The 17,079-nt window shown below is 53.9% G+C and carries 13 protein-coding genes and 1 pseudogene; 9 read left to right on the top strand and 5 right to left on the bottom strand.

Features of this window, described 5'->3' with window-relative positions; all coding sequences use genetic code 11:
• Positions 1–15 precede the first annotated feature (15 nt).
• Positions 16–447 carry an Lrp/AsnC family transcriptional regulator gene (locus IDM49_RS09360; RefSeq protein WP_190724313.1) on the bottom strand — a complete coding sequence of 144 codons (432 nt, stop codon included), beginning with the start codon at positions 445–447 and terminating at the stop codon, positions 16–18.
• Positions 448–586: 139 nt separating this feature from the next.
• On the opposite strand from IDM49_RS09360, the gene IDM49_RS09355 reads away from it, so the two are divergent.
• A complete protein-coding gene (locus IDM49_RS09355) occupies positions 587–1,621 on the top strand; it encodes an ornithine cyclodeaminase (protein ID WP_168614783.1) in 1,035 nt (344 codons plus the stop codon).
• A 237-nt stretch (positions 1,622–1,858) separates the two neighbouring features.
• Here IDM49_RS09355 and IDM49_RS09350 read toward each other — a convergent pair whose 3' ends face one another.
• Both IDM49_RS09350 and IDM49_RS09345 read right to left on the bottom strand, forming a co-directional pair.
• Positions 1,859–2,692: an aldo/keto reductase gene (locus tag IDM49_RS09350; RefSeq protein WP_190724312.1), complete on the bottom strand. Its 834-nt coding sequence runs from the start codon at positions 2,690–2,692 to the stop codon at positions 1,859–1,861.
• A gap of 110 nt (positions 2,693–2,802) precedes the next feature.
• Complete coding sequence (locus tag IDM49_RS09345) at positions 2,803–3,651, bottom strand: aldo/keto reductase (protein ID WP_168614798.1); 849 nt, start codon at positions 3,649–3,651, stop codon at positions 2,803–2,805.
• A 196-nt stretch (positions 3,652–3,847) separates the two neighbouring features.
• On the opposite strand from IDM49_RS09345, the gene IDM49_RS09340 reads away from it, so the two are divergent.
• The 8 genes and pseudogenes from IDM49_RS09340 to rbsK all read left to right on the top strand — a co-directional run bounded on the left by IDM49_RS09340 (position 3,848) and on the right by rbsK (position 11,501).
• Positions 3,848–4,153, top strand: coding sequence for a YiaA/YiaB family inner membrane protein (locus IDM49_RS09340; protein WP_190724311.1), 306 nt, complete (start codon positions 3,848–3,850; stop codon positions 4,151–4,153).
• 197 nt (positions 4,154–4,350) lie between these two features.
• Positions 4,351–5,673: an MFS transporter gene (locus IDM49_RS09335; RefSeq protein WP_168614780.1), complete on the top strand. Its 1,323-nt coding sequence runs from the start codon at positions 4,351–4,353 to the stop codon at positions 5,671–5,673.
• 218 nt (positions 5,674–5,891) lie between these two features.
• Positions 5,892–6,935 (top strand): DUF808 domain-containing protein, encoded by a 1,044-nt coding sequence (locus IDM49_RS09330; protein ID WP_190724310.1) that lies wholly within the window; start codon positions 5,892–5,894, stop codon positions 6,933–6,935.
• A gap of 299 nt (positions 6,936–7,234) precedes the next feature.
• Positions 7,235–8,124 (top strand): annotated as a pseudogene (locus tag IDM49_RS12565) (sugar-binding transcriptional regulator).
• Between the two features lie 254 nt (positions 8,125–8,378).
• Positions 8,379–9,761: an L-fucose:H+ symporter permease gene (fucP, locus tag IDM49_RS09320; protein ID WP_190724308.1), complete on the top strand. Its 1,383-nt coding sequence runs from the start codon at positions 8,379–8,381 to the stop codon at positions 9,759–9,761.
• Positions 9,761–10,336 (top strand): aldose epimerase family protein, encoded by a 576-nt coding sequence (locus tag IDM49_RS09315; protein ID WP_228008073.1) that lies wholly within the window; start codon positions 9,761–9,763, stop codon positions 10,334–10,336. Before fucP ends, IDM49_RS09315 begins: the two co-directional genes overlap by 1 nt.
• Positions 10,333–10,587 carry an aldose epimerase family protein gene (locus IDM49_RS12285; RefSeq protein WP_228008072.1) on the top strand — a complete coding sequence of 85 codons (255 nt, stop codon included), beginning with the start codon at positions 10,333–10,335 and terminating at the stop codon, positions 10,585–10,587. The genes IDM49_RS09315 and IDM49_RS12285 overlap by 4 nt, the downstream gene beginning before the upstream one ends.
• Positions 10,584–11,501: a ribokinase gene (rbsK, locus tag IDM49_RS09310; RefSeq protein ID WP_190724307.1), complete on the top strand. Its 918-nt coding sequence runs from the start codon at positions 10,584–10,586 to the stop codon at positions 11,499–11,501. The genes IDM49_RS12285 and rbsK overlap by 4 nt, the downstream gene beginning before the upstream one ends.
• Positions 11,502–11,734: 233 nt before the next feature.
• Here rbsK and IDM49_RS09305 read toward each other — a convergent pair whose 3' ends face one another.
• Positions 11,735–12,955, bottom strand: coding sequence for an MFS transporter (locus tag IDM49_RS09305; protein ID WP_190724306.1), 1,221 nt, complete (start codon positions 12,953–12,955; stop codon positions 11,735–11,737).
• Between the two features lie 460 nt (positions 12,956–13,415).
• Positions 13,416–17,024, bottom strand: coding sequence for a DEAD/DEAH box helicase (locus IDM49_RS09300; protein ID WP_228008071.1), 3,609 nt, complete (start codon positions 17,022–17,024; stop codon positions 13,416–13,418).
• Positions 17,025–17,079: the final 55 nt, after the last annotated feature.

Raw genomic sequence — 17,079 nt, 5'->3', positions numbered from 1 at the left:
AGAGCCTTTAGTGATTTACGGCCCCACCTGCGTCAAAAGGATGCTGGTCTGCGAGTTGCTGATACCTTTGACTGCCGCGATTTTCTGTAGGACAGCATCGAAATCACTCAGCGAGCTGCACCGAATATGAGCCACTAAATCCCATACGCCGTTGGTGGTATGAATTTCTTCGACCTCAGGCATCAGCCTCAACTGTTGAACAGCGTAACGGGTGGCGTGATTGTCCACCTCAAGCATCGCTACAGCCCTCATGCTCTTGTTGATTTCTTCATCAGACACCCGCACGGTGTACCCCAGGATGATTCCGCGCGATTCTAGACGCGACATCATGTGGGTAATGGTGGCTCGCGTGACGCCGAGTTGAGTAGCGAGCGAAGAAACCGTGGCACGCGCGTTCTTGCGAAGTGCTGTGAGTAACTGATTTTCAGCAGAAGTGAGGTGGGGCATAAGCAAAATGTTACTTTATCTGCTCAAAATGTACATATTTAGCGAAATATTCGTTCATTATTCCTATAGCCGTCTATACAATTCTTCTCTATTCTGTTCAAGGAGATAATCGGTGCACTAAGTCAGAGAGGACTTACGTATGACCAAAGTTGAATTCGTAGATGTTGCAAGCATGGCTCGCTGGATCCAGCGAGACGGCGTAGAAAACATCATCGGCGGAATGATCGAATACCTTGAATCAGACTTCAAGCGCTGGGAGCGTTTTGATAAGATTCCTCGTGTGGCTAGCCACACCCCCTTTGGTGTCATCGAACTGATGCCCACCTCCGACATGGAGACCTACTCCTTCAAGTACGTGAACGGTCACCCGTCAAACCCCGCACGTGGTTTCCAGACCGTTACTGCTTTTGGCATGCTGGCTGATGTCGACAACGGTTACCCCGTCTTCATGGCCGAGATGACCCTGCTGACCGCGCTGCGTACCGCTGCCGCATCCGCAATGGTAGGACGCAAGCTGGCGCGCCCCGACTCAAAGCACATGGCACTCATCGGTGCCGGTTCACAGTCAGAGTTCCAGTCACTGGGCTTCCGTGCAGCACTCGGTATTGAAAAGCTCTCAGTCTTCGACGTTGAACCCGAAGCATGCGAGAAGTTCCGCCGCAACCTCGAACCGCTGGGCTTCGATATTCATATCGCAAGCTCCGTTGACGAGGCTGTTGCTGATGCAGACATCATCACCACTTGCACCGCTGACAAGGCACAGAACCATGTGCTCAACAACGCGCAGGTCAAGGACGGCGTACACATCAACGCTGTTGGTGGCGACTGCCCCGGTAAGACCGAGCTCGATAGCGCAATTCTTGACCGCTCCACGGTGTTCGTTGAATTCCCGCCGCAGACCCGCATTGAAGGCGAGATTCAGCAGAAGGACCCGGACTTCCCCGTCACCGAATTCTGGCAGGTGCTGACCGGTGACAAGCCCGGCCGTACTTCAGATCAGGAAATCACCCTGTTCGACTCCGTCGGCTTCGCAATCTCTGACTTCTCAGCACTGCGTTACGCACGCGCCGCTACCCAGGGCAGCGAGCTACAGACCTTCATCGACCTCATCGCTGAGCCTGAGGATCCCCGCGACCTCTTCTCGCTGATCAAGGTCAACAGCCCCGTCGGCTAAATTCCAAGGACGCTCATAAGTCTTGGTAAACGGTTCGCCCCGGCACACATGCGCAATGTGTGCCGGGGCGAAGTGTTTTAACGGGAATAACTCTTCTTGCAACTTGACCACTGCACCTGAGAACTCACCGCCAGAAGTCGCTTATCGCCGTATGAATTAATGACATACAAAAATCGGTGGCACGCTCACCTTGCATACCACCGATTTTTATTCGGCTTTAAAACTCACTGTTGAGTCTTAGAAATCCATGTCTGCGGGGTCGGGGCCGAGGCGTCCGTCCTCGCGGGAGAGTGCGTTGATAGCCTCAACGTCTTCAGAATCCAAAGAAACACCCAGTGCATCAAAGTTCTCGGTGATGCGATCGGGGGTGACTGACTTGGGGATAACGACGTTGCCGATAGCTAGATGCCATGCCACAACAACCTGTGCGGGGGTAGCATCGTGCTTTTCAGCAATCTTTAGGACGGTTTCGTCTTTGAGGATTTCACCGCCCTGGCCCAGCGGTGACCATGCCTCGGTCTTAATGCCGAGCTCGTCGTTGACCTTGCGCAGTTCAGCCTGGTTGAAGTAAGGGTGCAGCTCAATCTGGTGGATTGCGGGGGTAACACCGGTAGCCTCGATGATTTCGCGCAGTTCCTTTTCGGGGAAGTTCGAAACACCAATGGACTTGACGCGACCTGACTTCTGCAGCTCAATCAGAGCCTTCCAGGTCTCCAAGTACTTGCCGCGGTGAGGTGCTGCCCAGTGAATCAGGTAGAGATCAAGTTCCTCAATACCCAGGCGCTTGAGTGATGCATCGAAAGCTGCCAGTGCCTCATCGTAACCCTGGTCTTCGTTCCAGACCTTGGTGGTGATGAAAACATCGTTGCGGTCAACTGATGAAGCCGCAAGTGCGCGTCCTACGCCCTCTTCGTTACCGTAAATCTTAGCGGTGTCGATGTGGCGGAAGCCCGCGTCCAGTGCCAGGCCTACAACCTTTTCAGCAACCTCATCTTCAACCTGCCATACACCGTAGCCGAGCTGAGGGATTTCATTGCCGTCATTGAACTTCACTAGTGGCGCCTGTGCCATGCTAGCCATCCTTTCGATCGTGGTTAGATGTATTTCTACTCAATCACCTACACAGTGCAGAATCAATTGTGCCTGCGGTGCAGGCCACGAAAGTTAATCTTAGAAGCGGCTTACTTCTGCATAACACCGGGGCGATCTGAGTAGAACGGTGCGCCAAGGTCGCCCACCGCAGGGTCGCCGCCCAAGCGTCCGTCAGCGCGGGTGAGGGAATCGATGAGCTCGATATCCTGTGCCGTCAACGTGACCTTGAGAGCATCAAGGTTGGACGCGATGCGTTGCGGAGTCTGCGACTTAGGAATGACGACGCTACCGGCGGCTAAATGCCATGCAACGATAATCTGCGCCACCGTCGCATCATGAACCTGAGCAATCGCCACAAGATCAGGATGCTCTAACGCCGAACCCTGCCCCAGCGGTGACCACGCTTCGGTCAAAATAGAGCGGGCAGCGTTCTCAGCACGCTGCTGTGCTTGGTTAAAGAAAGGATGCGTCTCAATCTGGTTGACCACGGGCGTAACACCAGTGTCGGCGATAATCTCATCAAGCTGCGAGCTGGTGAAGTTAGAAACACCTACAGATTTGACGAGACCGCGCTCGCGAAGCTCCAACAACGATTCCCAAGATTCACGGTACTTAGCCTGACCTGGCTGTGCCCAGTGGATGAGGTAGAGATCAACGTAGTCCATTCCCAGAAGTTCAAGGGATTTTTCGCAAGCCTCAAGTGCGGAGTCTCGTCCTTGGTCGGTGTTCCACAGCTTAGTGGTGACGAAAACATCTTCACGCGCGATACCGCTGGCGCGCACCGCCTCGCCGACCTGACGCTCATTCTTGTAGATTGTCGCGGTGTCAATATGGCGATAACCAGCCTCTAGCGCTGCCTCTACAGCCGGGGCAGTGCCATCCTGAGAAATAGCGCAGACACCAAAACCTAGCTGAGGGATGCCTTCGCCATCGTTCATGGTGATAGTGGGTGACGGGGTAGGAAAAACGTGGGGCACGATAAAACTCCTCTACGAAAACAAAGGGCAGTCTTAAGTCTACGACCTCACGTTGCATGGACCGCCGCCGCAGATAAGCGTCATAAAGTTAACTCTTTTTGTGACTGTGGTAATTTCTTTAATGCTCACCGTTATTTATAAAAAGGGTTTATTACTGATGTCTTCGCCTAATGTAAAGAAAAAGGCCTACCGCAATAATTCAGCATTTGTTTTGCTGGCTTGGGTATCTTTTGGATTCTTCGTCGCTTTGATGCTGGTTGGTCTTTACACCCTGAAAGAACCGCTCATGGTTAAGGGCTACTACCTGATGGGCTCCGTGGGCCTGATTTCGTCATCATTCACCGTTGCAAAGGTTGTTCGCGACAGCCAGGAAGACAACGAAATGTACGAGCAGATTATCAAGGACGCTGCTGCTGTGCAGAATGCTCGCTCACAGCAGGCTCGTCAGTACGAAGCTCGCTAAGTTTTAGACTGACTAAAAATTCCGGCACTCTCAAGAGCGCCGGAATTCTTTTATTTAATAGTCAATGGCATGGGAAATAAATTTTCAATAGAAAACAAATGGTGAGATAGAGCAAGAATTTTCCTTATTGAATTATGCTCCCAAAATAAGAAAAAATCCTCTTGCCCGCATCCAACGTTTGACTGACAATAGGTAGCATGCCCAAACTCCTGATGGATATCACCCCGCTTAAAGTTAGTCCAGAGTTCCGTCGCATCTGGATGGGCGGGCTGTTCTCAACGATGGGCTACCAGATCACCTCTATCGCCATGACGTTAGAGATTTTCGCGTTGACAGGCTCAACCGCAGCCACCGGTGCTATTGGGCTGGTAGCAGTGGGACCGCTCATTATTGGTGGTCTTTACGGTGGAGTTATCGCAGACACCTACGACCGCAGAAAAGTCGCCCTGGCCGCATCCATTGGAATGTGGCTAGTAACCCTGTGTATCGCAATTCATGCGTGGGCGAGCGTTCACAACGTATGGGTGCTTTACGGACTTATCGCCGTCGAATCACTGCTTCAACCTATCAATCAGGCTGCGCGTGGCGCCATTATTCCCAAACTCATCAAACGCAGGCTTCTACCCAGCGCCAACGCGCTTACCATGACGGTTGGAACCCTCGGCATGAGCGTCGGCCCGATGCTCGGCGGCGCACTCGTTGCAAGCGTTGGCTACAACTGGACGTACTCTATCAACGTGCTCGCCATGATGGTGGGACTGTGGGCCTTGTATAAGCTACCGCCCATGATTCCGCATCGCGACCATGCGCAGGAGCAAAAACGAGGACTGTCATCCGTTGCCGAAGGTCTTCGATTTGTTAAAGGCCAACCCGTCGTGGGAATGTCATTTATCGTTGATGTCATCGGTATGCTCTTTGCCCAAGCCCGTCCTATCATTCCGGCGCTAGTGGTGGTCTCCTTTGGCGGCGGCGATAGTGGCGCAGGTATTTTGCTCTCTGCGGGAGCTATTGGCGCTTTGCTAGGTGTATCGCTCTCGGGCTGGCTGAAAAACATTGAACGGCAGGGACGCTTTCTCACCCTCAGCTACGTGGGCTGGGGCTTAGGATTCTTTACCTTCGGGCTCATCGCCTTCATGCTTCTCGGCAGAGAACCCAGCGACAGCGTCCTCGAAAATCTGTTGCCCATTCTAGGTGGTGCGGCTGCCCTGGCATTCGCCGGCTGGTGCGATGCACTCGGCGGTATCTATCGATCCACTATTTTGCAGACTGCCTCGCCGGATAACATGCGCGGACGCTTGCAGGGGCTTTTTATTGTCACGGTTACGGGCGGTCCTAATCTGGGCACCGGCCTGGTTGGCGGTGCCGCAAACGTCCTCGGCGCGCCCGTCGCGGCGATGGCGGGCGGTCTCACCTGCATCCTTGCAATCGCTGGAATTACGGTGGCAATCCCGGCTCTGTGGCGCTATGTGCCCAAACCTATTGAAGATACCGCGATGATTCCGCAAATCCACCCGGAATAAAACCCGCCCTCACGCACTTTCCGTGGATTTGCGCTGTAAAAACACGGAAATTACAGCGCAAATCCACGGAATGTGAGGGGCGTAGTGGATGCTAGCGCGGTGGGGCGCACATTACGTGCGGGAGATACCCCAAAGAAGCTAACTGTCCCCTAAAATTAAGTAACTCTACTTTCTATACCTCTTGGCGGGTATAGCGCACCTAGAAAGATGTGATACACATGGCCGGTGGTTTGGCCGCACTTTTGGACGATGTCGCTGCACTCGTAAAACTCACCGCGGCAAATATGGACGACGTGGCGGCAGCCGCTGGACGCGCGTCCGCTAAAGCCGCAGGCGTGGTAGTTGATGATACCGCTGTGACCCCACAGTACGTTCAGGGTATTGAGCCTAAGCGCGAGTTCCCTATCATCAAGAAAATCGCGATAGGTTCGCTACGCAATAAGGCGATTATTCTTGTTTTTGCGCTCTTGCTGAGCCAGTTCATTCCGTGGCTTCTAACCCCGCTTTTGATGTGCGGTGGCGCTTTCCTGTGTTATGAAGGTGCTGAAAAAGTTATCGAAATTATTAATACCAAGGATAAAGATGCGGAATCTCCTCTTGGCACTCCTGATGAGGCGGACGAGAAGAAGATTATCTCTGGTGCAGTGCGCACAGACTTCATTTTGAGTTCTGAAATCATGGTGATTTCACTCAACGAAGTAGCATCTGAAACTCTCATGAACCGCGCCTTGATTCTTGCTGTTGTTGGTGTTGCGCTGACTATTGGTGTGTATGGTGTGGTTGCCTTGCTCGTCAAGATGGATGACTTTGGTCTGTTCTTGGCTAAGAAGGGCAAGGGGAGCGCTACCAAGTCGTTCGGGCGCGGTCTTGTGAAGGCTATGCCGACCGTAATGTCAATTATTTCCTTTGTCGGTATGTTGGCAATGCTCTGGGTTGGCGGTCATATTCTGCTGGACGGTATGAATAAGCTAGGCTTCCATCCTCTCTACGAATTTGTGCACCATATGGAGCACATCGTTGAGCACGCGATTCCCGGTTTCATTGGCGCAGTTTTGGCGTGGTTTACGAATACTGGTCTCTCACTCATCTTCGGTTTGATTGTTGGTGCGATTATCGTTGCGATTTTGCACTTTACCCCGCTGGGCCACGGTGGCAAGAAGCACGATGATGACGCTCACGGTCACTCAGAATCAAAGACTGTAGCTGAATCGAAGGACGCTGCCTACCGCGGTAATTCCGGTGGCGCGTCCGTGCGTGCATAGTTTCCGCAACAGAAGATCATAAGTTCGATTACGGCAGGGAACGGGTGGCATCAGCCAACATCCCTAAACGCCAGACCCGAGCCAGTTGGCAGCTACCACCCGTTCCTGCTTGTGGCTAGTAGTCGTTTCTAACGAAGCTTTACCCTCTCACCGTTCTCGCGGTGGGAGGGTATTTTTATCTGCCCGCGGCGTGTGCGTAAGCTTGCACCATGAAGACCAATGAGTTTGGTCTAACGCGATGTGATGAGCTGGCGCTGGATGCTGCCAAGCTCTACTAGTCGGGTCTTTCGCAAGAAGAAGTGGCGAAGAAGCTGCATGTGGGGCGCCCTACGATTTCTAAGTTATTGAGCCACGCTAAGGACCGCGGGTTTGTGCATGTGGAGGTGCGCGATCCGCGCGAGAATGACCAGCGTCTTTCTGCGCAGTTGTGCGAGATATACGGGCTAAATAGTGTGCATATTGTGTCACCGCTCGGGCTGGGACCCACTGATTTGCGTAGGGCGTTGGGACGGCGTGCGTGGGCTGTGCTGGCTGAGGTTTTAACGCCTGGTGACAGCCTGGGTGTGGTGTGGTCTGAAACTGTTCATGAGATGGCGGACGCTTGTGAGCAGACATCGCTTTCGGATATTTCTGTGGTGCAGCTTCGGGGATCTTTTGGCGATGATTTGAATGCTCATCGTATGAGGCAAGAACACGAGAAGTTGGCTGTAGCGCTGAATGCTGAATGTTATATAACGGATGTGCCGGCTGTCTTTTCTACTCTTGAAGAGCGCTACCTGCCCGAGCATAGGAGCGCTGTTGCGCAGTTGTTGGCGCGTTCGCAGGAGTGCCGCGTCGTTGTGTTTTCGCCGGGTACGTGCACGCAGACGTCAAGACTTTTCCGGTCGCAGCTATTGAGCGCAGTTGAAAAAGAGTTGCTTGCTCAACGCGCGGTGGGGGCATCTGTTCGCACTATGTTGATGCAAACGCGCGTATTTGCCTGCCGGATGCGAATAGTCGGGTGGCAGGACTGTCTTTGCCTGATTTGTGTAAGGTGGAGCAAAAGATACTGGTCGCCGGTGGGGACGAGAAAATTGAGGTCATACACGCTGCCTTGAGGTGGGGCTATACAAATCGGTTGGTGGTGGATGCGAAAACGGCGCTTGCGCTGTCTCGGCACGATTCTTCTGGCGGAGGACGCGCGAGGTAGACGCGAATGGCGCGCCAGCAAATAAGAGAACTTATGAACCTTGTATCCCTCGAAAAACATTTCAACTTGGAACATATGTGCCAAAAAATCCTGTAGAAACTTCCATGCCGCGTCCTAATATCGGTTGTGAGAGAGGGACAAGGGCGTCTTTCACCGCGAACCACCGCTACCCCGTGAAAAGCCATGAGTCTTCTCAAAACGTATAACCGCACACTCTGTCACCGACGACAGAGCTACCGCAAAGGGATAAGACTATGAGTGTGAATGCAACGGCGCATCATCTCGAGGATGAAGGCGTACCCAACACCAGCTGGGGATTGATCAAAGACCGCACGCTTCAAAAACGTGACGGATACCTCAGCAAAATTCCGCTCTTTCAGTTCATTCTGCTCTCCATCTGCTTTCCCATGTGGGGTGCAGCGGCGAGCCTTAATGACATTCTGATTACTCAGTTCAAGGCACTGTTTACGCTTTCCGATGTGGCATCCGCATTCGTGCAGTCTGCTTTCTACGGCGGCTACTTCGTTATTGCTATCCCGGCATCCCGCGTCATCCGCAAGTTCAGTTACAAAGTCGGTTTGTTGCTTGGCTTGAGCATCTACATTGTGGGTTGCCTGCTCTTCTTCCCCGCATCTCACGTAGCCACCTACACCATCTTCTTGGCGGCTATTTTCTCGGTTGCTGTGGGCCTTTCCTTCTTGGAAACCTCAGCGAACACCTACTCGTCCATGATTGGCCCCAAGGAGTCCGCGACGCTACGTCTGAACATCTCACAGACCTTCACGCCTATCGGCTTCTTGTCAGGCGCTTTGTTGGGCAAGTACCTGATTTTCACGGATGGCGATGCCCTGCACAAGCAACTCGAAGGCCTGAACGAAGCTGACCGTCATGCCCTGGCCGCAGAAGCACTGCAACGCACCTTGGAGCCCTACCGCCTGATTATCATGGTGCTGGTGGTACTCGTTCTGCTGGTTGCAATCACCCAGTACCCGCACTGCAAGCCGCTGAATAAAGCGCACGAAGAAAAGCCCTCGTCCACCGGCGAAACCCTGCGCTACCTCTCCAAGAACCCTGCGTTCATCAAGGGCATCATCAACCAGTTCATGTACGTTGGCGTGCAGACCGCACTGTGGTCATTCACCATCCGTCTGGCACTGCACATGGATTCCAGCATCAACGAGCGCAGCGCCTCCAACTACATGATTTTTGCGTTCATTGCTTTCTTCATTGGCAAGATGCTCGCAAACTTCCTCATGACCCGCTTCAACCAAGACATGGTTCTTATCGCTTACTCGGTACTGGGCATGGTTGCGCTCGTTTACGTGATTAGTGTTCCCAACTTCTCAGCGGTATGGGCGGCAGTCTTCGCATCAGCGATGCTTGGCCCCGGTTGGGCGACCATCTACGCGCGTACTCTCGACACCGTTGAAGATAAGCGCTTTACCGAAACTGCAGGCGCAATCATCGTCATGGCAATTATCGGTGGCGCAGTGATCCCGGTAATTCAGGGCCTGATTTCTGACCTGACCGGGTCCATGCAGTTCAGCTTCATCATCAACATCCTCTGCTTTGGCACCATGGCACTGTACTTCTGGGACATTCACCGCCAGGCTCAGAAAGGCAAGGTAGCGGCATAATGTTTTCTCGTATAGCACTGCACTGCGAAACCTTTAGGGATACCCCGCGCGATATTTTCTCTAACCAGCACTGGCAGGTTACTGCAGAAAAGTACCCCTCCGGCGTGGAGTCCTTGACCATCAAAAACCACCGCTTGACGCTGGGAATCCTGCCCTACCTGGGCCAGATGATTTGGGATGCAGAAGTAGACGGCATCAACCTGCGCATGGACAACATGTTTACGCAGCCCTACCCAGTGAGCACCATCCAAGACACCTACGGTTGCTTCGCCTTCCACTCCGGTCTTCTAGCGAATGGATGCCCGGCGCCAGAGGACATCCACCCGCTACATGGCGAGTTCCCCTGCGCACGCATGGACGATGCCGAGCTTATTCTGCACGAGGACGGGCGCTTAGGTGTGCGCTCGCGCTACCGCTACATTCAGGGTTTCGGCCATCACTATGTAGCTGTTCCCGAGGTGACAGTAACCCCTGACTCCGGTGTCTTTGATATTTCGCTGTCGGTCACCAACCCGAAATCGTCTACTTCGCCGATAACCTGCCCGCCAAGGCAGAACGCGCAGAGTTCAAGTTGACGCGACCTGACGGCTCGGCGTTCGTCACCAGCTTCAGCACCGACGAGTCCCCCGTGGCAACCCGCTGGATTCTGCACAACCCCGACCTGTCAGTCTCAGCCTTCGCGCTACCCGGCACCTCGCGTCCCGAAGGATTCCTGGCAGTCAAGAAAGCTGGCACTCTGATTGAATTAGAACCGGGCAAAACCCGCAGCTTTACCGTCCCCACCGGTTTGAAGAACGCCGACGAACTGAAAGAAACGCACTCATGAAAATCGCAGTTATTGGTTCCAACAACGTTGATCTGATCAGCTACATTCACCGCATGCCCGAGCAGGGCGAGACCATCGAGGCACCCGATTTCCGTCTCGGATGCGGCGGTAAAGGCGCTAACCAGGCCGTCGCGGCGTCACGTCTTGGCTCCGAGATTTTGATGGTCACTCGAGTCGGCACTGATCTCTTTGCTGAGAACACCATTGCCAACTTCAAAGAAAACGGCATCGACGACAAGTACATTCTGCGTACCGAGGGCTCCAGCGGAGTTGCCCCAATTTTTGTTGATGAGCAATCAAACAACTCCATCATCATTATCAAGGGCGCCAACGCGCTGCTCTCGCCACAGGATTTGCAGGACGCTCGTGCCGACATTGAGCAGTGCCAGCTGATTGTTCTGCAGTTGGAAATCTCGCTTGAGACCGTCTACGCGGCGATTGATTTGGGCAAGGAACTGGGTATTCCCGTTCTGCTCAACCCTGCACCTGCTGCACCCGAGTTGTCGCTGGAACGTGTGAAGTCCGTGGAGTTCATTATGCCTAACGAGACCGAGCTTTCACTGCTGTCGGGCATGCCGGTGGAGAGCATCGAGGACATCTCAAATGCGGCTCACGTGCTGTTGGACGTCGGTATTAAGAACGTGATCGTCACCCTGGGTGTGCGTGGTGTCCTATGGGTAACTGCCGAGGGCGAGAAACTGATTGAAGGCAACAAGGTGGACGCGATTGATACCACCGGAGCAGGCGACGCCTTCATTGGTTGTTTCAGCCACTACTGGGCTGAAACCGGCGACATTGAGGAGTCCTTGCGCATCGCCAACCTCTACGCGGGTGACTCCGTGACCAAGTACGGTACGCAAACCTCGTACGCGACAGCGTCCGAGTTCAAGGAGAAGTATACAGACAAGCTCTAGAGCCTGGTGGGGCACTAACGACGGAGCTAGTCACCGTAAATACGTCAGAAACCTTCAAAACAGGGTAATTTTGCACCCGGTTTTGAAGGTTTCTGGCGTATTTAGTGCACGCAGGAGGAAACCTAACCAGCACGCAGTCGCCGGCGATCGCTCCCATGGTCTTGCGCGGGGCGCTCGCCATGATTAATGCCAGCCCCAAGCCAGCTGGCGACTGCGTACTTTTTAGGATTCAACTACCTCACACACTGTTCTGCTCTATCCTCTGTGAGGTATCGATTGGCAATCGGTATCCATGCAAGAGCCATCAGCGTCAAAACTACAGCTATGATGACCACCGTGTTCCGTGAATTGGTCTCTGCACCCCACCCAATAACTGGGTTCATCGCGATTCCAACAAGACTACCGACAGTACTGGCAATATTGAGAACAGTCGCTCGGCGATGTACAGGTATTACCTTGTTTGCTACCGCTCTAATAATAGGACCTCGAGCATTCATCCCTAGCACAGTGAGTATGAATCCCGCGATAACAGCTACAGGATGCGGGACTGCCATCAGAACAAAACCACAGATTCCGTAACCCTGGGCTAAGAGCAAACTAGTCTTCCGACCAAAACTATCAACGATTGACCCAGCAAAATGGTTGTAAACAGCAGCTAGCAACTGTGCTGTTGCTCCAATGAAACCCCAGAATGCAACTGGTACCGCGGTTGCTTGGAACAATGGCTGGTTGATTGTAAAAACGGCATTAAACATGACGAAAGAAGCGCTCGATGCAACCGCTGTATACAACAGCAGCGGAGACGTAAAGAGCAACTCGGCGGCCCTTTTGAAGCTCAACCATGTCGTTTCGGAGTTTTTACTTCTCTTACCCTGTGGGTGCTGATTCGGCAGAAAAGCTACTGCACTCGCAGCTAAGATCGCGCATCCAGCACTTGCAAAAGCCGGATAAGAGACGTCTTGCGTAGCAAGAAGGCCACCCGAAATGGAACCTAGGACTCCGGCTCCTAGCTCTAAGGAGCTTAAATGTCCCCATACTCCGACTGAGAGCTTGTCAGCATGCTCTCTCAAGGAATCGTAGATATATGCGTCCTGCACACCGGTAAGCATGGCAATGCCAAATCCACTGAACATAAACGATGCCGCAAATATGCCAAAGGAATGCCCCACAGCAAAGAGCACTTCGGCGACAGCATCGAGAATAAAACCAGTGAGGATTATCCAGCGTCTATTTACTCTGTCCGATACGAGGCCGGAGGGAATCTCAGTAGCCAGTATGCTACCGAGCAAAATACTTTCTAAAAGAAAGATATCTTGTAAGGATAAGCTGCGTGATGCGAGAAATAAGGCGCTGACGGGAACATAGAAAGAAAAGCCTGTAGCAACAGTAGCAACAGCGAGCGGCAATAAAAATCGTTCTGTCCACACCAGTGATGTTGTGGCGTGTTTTTTCATGGGAGGACCTCAAAGTTTTGTGAAAGGGAATAAGACGTCTGACGAAGTGGAATTCGCAAACGGTAGCGGAGGTCCTCGGCAACTATAAGTTCTGAGGTTTTAGGTGTGTTCCTTATCAGAGTAGCTCCATTTGGCGGAGGCATATGCACTAGCCGTCAATGTTGCTACTCCCAATAAAGCAATCATGAGATCCATGTTTGCTCCTGGAGTGTTGTAGGGAAAATCTTGCATTAAGAGTAGCTGTTGAAAATGGTGGTGACAATCACTGAGTGAGAGATATGGTTGCATACCCTAGCCCTCACCATCGTTCGTAAATACGCCAGAAACCTTCAAAACAGGGTAGTTTTACACCCGGTTTTGAAGGTTTCTGGTGTATTTAGCGAAAGGACGCGGGCTGATGCGCTGGGGCGCCGGCGACTGTGCATCAACCGCCTGGCTCACCCTTAACGTCCGCAGACCTCTAGCTCTCGCTGTCCTCATCCATGAGCAGCTGACGCACCTGCTCGGCGTCCAGCTGGGAGCTGAAGAACTCGCCGTCATCCACGACCGCGTCGAAGAGTGCGGCCTTGGATTCTTTGAGTTCCATGACTTTCTCCTCAATCGTGCCCGCTGACACCAGTCGGTATACCATGACGTTCTTGGACTGGCCAATGCGGTGGACGCGGTCAACCGCCTGCTCCTCGGCGGCAGGGTTCCACCAGGGATCCATGATGAACACATAGTCAGCCTGCGTGAGATTGAGACCAAAGCCGCCTGCCTTGAGCGAGATCAGGAAAATGGGGGAGTCCCCGCGCGCCCACGCGTCCAACAGTGCAGCGCGGTCGCGGGCGGCGCCGTCAAGGTACAGGTAGCTGATGCCTATTTCGTCCAGGCGGGCGGCAACGAGTTTCAGGTAGCCGGTGAACTGACTGAAAATCAGTGCGCGGTGGCCTTCGCCCACAACCTCGGGCAGGTTCTCTTCAAGATAGTCCAGCTTGGACGACGCCACGCCCTCGTACTTCTTGCCGTCAATCAGGGACGCATCCAGCGCCAGTCGACGCAGGGTGGTGAGCGAGTTGAAGATGGTAAAGCGGTTCTTGTCGAAGTCCTCAACGAGTCCCAGAATCTTCTGGCGCTCGCGCTGCAGATGTGTGTCGTAGACGCGTCGGTGGGCGGGCGCCAACGGCACATCCACGCGCTGGTCGGTTTTCTCTGGCAGGTCAATTGCCACCACTTCTTTGGTGCGACGCAACATGAGTGGACGCACACGCGCGCGCAACTTGGCAAGGGCGGATGTTTCTTCGCCGGACTCAATGGGCGTTGCATAGAAGTCTTTGAAAGCGCGTGCCGAGGGGAAAAGCCCGGGTGCAGTTATAGAGAACATGGACCACAGTTCCATGAGATTGTTCTCGAGCGGCGTGCCTGTGACGGCGAGCTTGAAGCGCGCGGGGGTTTCGCGGGCCACCCGGTGCGCCTTGGTTTTGGCGTTTTTAACAAACTGTGCCTCGTCCAGAATCAGCCCGTTCCACGGGGTAGGTGTGCCCGCATCTATATAGGCTTGCTCGTCGATGCGGAAGAGGGCGTAGCTGGTGACTACTACGTCGGCACCGGCAATGGTGTGGGGCAGCGGAGTTTTGGATTTGGCTTGCGACTCGTAAATGCCCACCACATCCAGTGACGGCGCGAACTTCTGAATTTCGTGCACCCAGTTGGGTACGACGGATGTCGGTGCAACGACCAAAAACGGTGCGAAGTCTTCATCGGGGTTGTTCTTCCGGTGCTCTTGCTGGGCATGCACCATGAGGGTGATGGTCTGCATGGTTTTACCCAGACCCATGTCATCAGCTAGCACGCCGCCGAGTTCTGCACGCCAGAGGAAGGTGAGCCAGTTGAAACCTTCGACCTGGTAGGGGCGCAGTGTTGCGTCCAGTTCTGCCGGCACGGCTGGGGCGTTGTGGGTTCCCGCATCCAGCAGTGCCTGCACATGGGTGTCCCAGCTGGCGACGGTTTCGGTAGATGACGCGAGTTCCTCTAGCTCCTCCCACAAACCGGCCTGATGGCGGGTGATGGTGAGCTCTTTACCCTTGCCACGTTCGTTGAGGGTTCGCGCTTCGGTGATGAGTTCTTGTAGTTTCAAAAACTCGGGGCGATCCAGCGAGAAGTAGGTGCCGTTGCCTAAAAGCATGTGGGTTTGCCCGCGGTTGAGGGCTTCGAAGATTTCGCTGAATCCTACGTACCAGCCCTCTGCTTTCACCGCGATAGCTAGGCCAAACCAGTCGCGTTTGCGGGTCTCATCCACACGTACGGTGATTTCGGGTTCTCCGGTGAGTTCCTTGAATTCGGGCACTTCACCGGTGACTTCAATGTGCACACCGGCAATGTCAGCTAGCTCCGGTAGGGCGTCTTCAACGAGTGCGCGCGTATCCCAGTTTTCCCAGCGGTGACGGGTAAAAGGCACCGTGGGGCGCACCTTTTTTACGGCGCGCAGGACGCGGGTTTCAAAGTCAGCGTCGCGAATTTCGGCGTGTGTTTCACCGGGGTAGCCGAGGGCCGGCAAGAAAATATGCTCGTTGGAGTCTGTGCCCTCGGCGCCCGATGCGATGCCCTCCACCGGTTGCGCGGGATAAGCCCACTTCCAGGCGGTACGAGCTGAGAGCGGGTTCGCCTCATCAAAATCTACAAAGAGCACGAGTTCAGGTTTTTGGACGGCAGGCAACTCAAGCTGCTCATCCACCGATGTGATATCAACTGAGCGTGAGAGTTGCGCGTAAAACTCGGAGTAAAACTCCTCAAGCTCGCTGGCAGGAACGCTGAGTGACTCAGCGCTGACAAGTGATTCTGTAACCGGGTTGAGCGGCGCATCCAGCGGAATAAAAATGATATCTGCCTGAGCGTTGTACCAGCGGGGTAGAGATGAGTCCTGTGTAATGCTGGGCGGCGCTGCAGCAAGCGCGCTAGCCACTATAGTGTCGCGTTGAGCGTGCTGTGCTTCGGTTTCATAGGTTTTTTGTGCGTGGTTATTGAGGGCGATAAAACCGCGTCGAGGTTCACCCATTTTGTGGAAGTTCTGCGCTGAAAGAGCAAGGTCTTTCCACACCAGAACGGGGTTTAGCGTGAGCGACTGGGTGCTCTCATCATCCGAGTCTCGCGTGAGGGAAGCCTGCACCAAGACCTCGGGTGAAGACGCCACATCTACCGAGATTTCTTGCCCGTCCATCACAAAAGGAAGCCCGATATCTTCGGCGCGCGCCAGTATCTGCCAGAGTAACGCAGACCCCGCGTAGCTAAGGTTTACCCAGTCGCGGTGCGAGGTGTAGGACGACTGAGAAGGGCGCACAATGGCATAAAAATCAGTAAACCACTGTTCATGTTCGGTATAGAGATCAGTCTTCGCAAAACCGTGAATACCGCTTTGCATAAAGGATTCCCAGCTCAGACCGCCTTTAATCCATTTGCCTCGTGCGCCTTTCATGACCGGGCGGGCTGAAAGCGTTACTTGCGCCGGTTTGCCCGCGCGCATACCGGAAGCGCCAAAAGCTGATGCCACGGTGATTTTTAGTTCGAGTGCGCCGGGAACTTTGGCTGATTCGTTCACACCGTTTGCTGGACGCGCTGCCAGAGTATGCGAAAGAGCGCGTCGCCACGCTGGTAGCTGGGAGTCAGCGTCCTGCCCGCCGAGTTCTGAGGCGGTCTGCAATCCGAGCGAGGCCGCGGTAGAGGCAGCACTTTTCCACGTATTAGAGGACGCAGTGAGTGCTTTTTTGGCTTTTGCTGAGCGGTCAATGGCGGTGAGCATGAGGGCGACGGCGTGCTTGCAGTCGTAGCCGACCGGGCAGGTACAGTTCGATGAGAAAGCGAGAGATCCTGCCGCTTTAACGCGCGGAAATATTACCTGAGACTGGTAAGGACGCGCGGTGCTACCTTCAACTGTTCCTGAGAGCGTGCGCGTTGATTCGTCGTAGCTGTAGCGGGCAACTTTTGCCTCGCGCATATACTTTTGCCCGCGCGTGTATGCCCCGTGCCCTACTTGTCGAAGAATTTCAGGTGCAGTGACGGGAATGTCGGGAAAAGCTGAGGAATTTTCAGACAAGCGTTGACCTTTCACCAAAATGCGCGGTGCCTAACGGATTAACGCTACCGCACAT

The sequence above is a fragment of the Rothia terrae genome, from assembly GCF_014705925.2.
GTDB classification, from domain to species: Bacteria; Actinomycetota; Actinomycetes; order Actinomycetales; family Micrococcaceae; genus Rothia; species Rothia terrae.
Note: the sequence above shows the minus strand (reverse complement) of the source record. Positions and strands in the feature narration are given on the sequence as shown.